Origin of the sequence: Nonomuraea sp. NPDC049637, assembly GCF_040675235.1 — a bacterium.
Classification (GTDB): domain Bacteria; phylum Actinomycetota; class Actinomycetes; order Streptosporangiales; family Streptosporangiaceae; genus Nonomuraea.
Genome location: NZ_JBFAOM010000124.1, coordinates 1 through 2213, shown reverse-complemented (window position 1 = coordinate 2213; position 2213 = coordinate 1). Strand labels below are relative to the sequence as shown.

Annotated in this window: 3 protein-coding genes; all 3 read left to right on the top strand. The window is 70.5% G+C overall.

Annotated elements, in window-relative coordinates; translation table 11 throughout:
* The first annotated feature begins 99 nt into the window (after positions 1 to 99).
* Positions 100 to 1089: a hypothetical protein gene (locus AB0J71_RS49890; protein ID WP_364421477.1), complete on the top strand. Its 990-nt coding sequence runs from the start codon at positions 100 to 102 to the stop codon at positions 1087 to 1089.
* Positions 1090 to 1275: 186 nt separating this feature from the next.
* Positions 1276 to 1683: an NUDIX domain-containing protein gene (locus AB0J71_RS49885; protein ID WP_364421475.1), complete on the top strand. Its 408-nt coding sequence runs from the start codon at positions 1276 to 1278 to the stop codon at positions 1681 to 1683.
* A 282-nt stretch (positions 1684 to 1965) separates the two neighbouring features.
* A partial coding sequence (locus AB0J71_RS49880) for a hypothetical protein (RefSeq protein ID WP_364421473.1) occupies positions 1966 to 2213 on the top strand: 248 nt, incomplete at its 3' end.

Here is a 2213-nt window from a genome sequence, read left to right as displayed (position 1 = left end):
TACCTCAGCCCTATCGACTACGAGCAGCAAACCACCGATAAGGTGCTGCTCGCCGCATGACAACCCGTGTCCACGCTTCGGGGTGAGCCCCCGTCCACGATGGCCGCACTGGCTGAGCGCGGCCTGATCACCCAGAGCGCCAGGCCCACCATGTTCGGCCAGATGCTGACGGTCACGCTCACCCGCGCAGGCCGCGCCGCCGCGCGCGCTGGCCTGTCCCTGCAGCCGGGACCGCCCCGACAGGCCGCGCTGTCACGCCGGGCCTGGGAGGTCCTGGCACTGCTGTGGAGCGCCGACCAGGACGGTGAGCCCTTGAAGTGGCGGCACTCGCCCACCATCGAGCGGGTCCTCATCGACAAGCACGTCCCGCCGCTGGCCGAACACGTCGGTGCCGGGTACGGGTACGAGATCACTGCGCGAGGCAGAGACTTCTACCGCGAGCATTACGCCGCGCACGCCGCGGCCCACCCCGACGTCGATGCTCTGCATCCTGACGGCGCCGACGCTGAACCCTGGCCCCAGCGTGCCGACGACATCCTGGCCGAGCACGACACCCTCTACCGGGTGCTGTGCCGGGCGTGGCGGGCCGCTCACGCCGCCCAGCAGCAAGCCGACACCGAAGCCGCCGCCTCGCCCCCGGCAGGGGACGATGTCCTGCCCGGACCGGTCGCCGATCAGATCGCCGCCCGGCACGACCTGTGGGTGGAGACCGCCCGCCGGCGCGCCGCTCTGGCCGCCGAGCACACCCGCGACCTTCACCAGCGCGCCACCCGTGCCGCCCGCGACTTCACCGCTGCCGCCCTGGCCGCCTCCGCCGCGGCCGCCGCCGGCACCGACCCGCTGCCTGCCCTCCAGCCGCCCAGCCGCGATCACGACGAGTGGGACGAGCCGCGGCTGGCCCCGCCCGCCGAGACCGGGATCCACGTCATCGACGCCAGAGCCGCCCGACTCTACGCCACCGCCGTCGGCCTCCCGCTCAAACGCCGTGGCCCGGCCCCCACCCGCCGCCGCACCAGCCGCTTGCCGCCCGCCGCACCACCCGTCCGAGACCCCGGTCATGAGCTGGCCGCCCTCGCCCGGTTCCTGTAGCAGCACATCCAGGACGGCGTCCTGCACCGGCGCCTGCACCCCGCCAGCTGACCTTTGACGTAGCGCATGGGGATTCACGACTCAGACTGCCCTCCGAGCAGGAAGGGTTGAAGATCAGTTCATACCTAGAAAATGATCGTTTCCGTGGCGGTAGCCCAGGTGTTGCCCCTCTGTGAAGGAGCTTTCGTGCATCCCGCCCTCGAACCGCAGCATGGCCGCGCCCAGGGGATGCCGGTCGGGCCGGTTCCGCGTCCCAGCGCTCGCGTCGTCCTCATCGACGACGCCGATCGGCTTCTGCTGTTCTCCAGTCGTGACCAGCTCAACGGGATGGTGCGCTGGTACACCCCGGGCGGCGACGTCCAGGACGGGGACTCTCATCAGGAAGCTGCGCTGCGGGAACTGCGTGAGGAGACCGGGGTGACGGGCGTGACACTGGGCCCGGAGGTATGGCGAGGCCGGCCCTGGATCACGGAGCGGGACGGCGTGACCTACGAGGTCCGCCAGCGCTACTACCTGGCACGTGTTCCCGCCTTCGAGATCGACACCACGCGAATGGAGGACTTCGAGAAGACGAGCATCACCGGTCACCGCTAGTGGACAGCGCAAGAACTAGCGGCAACCGGCGATCTGCTGCGACCTGCTGGACTGCCGCACCTGTTCGCCGACCTGCTCGTCGATGGCCCGCCCGCGCATCCGGTCCCGGTCGACGGTTGAGCCAGGACTCGTGGGCTTTGCGCTTGATGGGGGAACGTCAGCGCGTCATTCCCTCCGTCCGGGAGGATCAGCATCGTGACCACCCCACCGGAGGCGACGAACGGGCTGCCCGAACGTGACGAGGCCCCCGACCCCCATCACGCACTCACCCCAGGAGCAAACGTGACAGAAGAGCCCCGACGCCTGACCGCCGTGGAACGCCGCAGGGCGCAACTCGATCTCGTCCTGCGCTACGGCGATCCGTACGAGCAGGAGGCCGCTCGTACGAGCACGCACGTCTGGATCGACCCCCAGCGCGTGGTCTCCCAGGTGGCCCTAGCCCTGTATGAGGAAGCCCGCAACGGCCGCTCCCGAGACGGAGCCGCCCCGGTCACCGGCAAGGACGTCGAGGCCGCCCTGACCGCGGCCGT

Coding starts and splice junctions, on each gene's coding strand:
- AB0J71_RS49890 (WP_364421477.1), top strand. CDS start 100: ATGGCCGCACTGGCTGAGCGCGGCCTGATCACCCAGAGCGCCAGGCCC.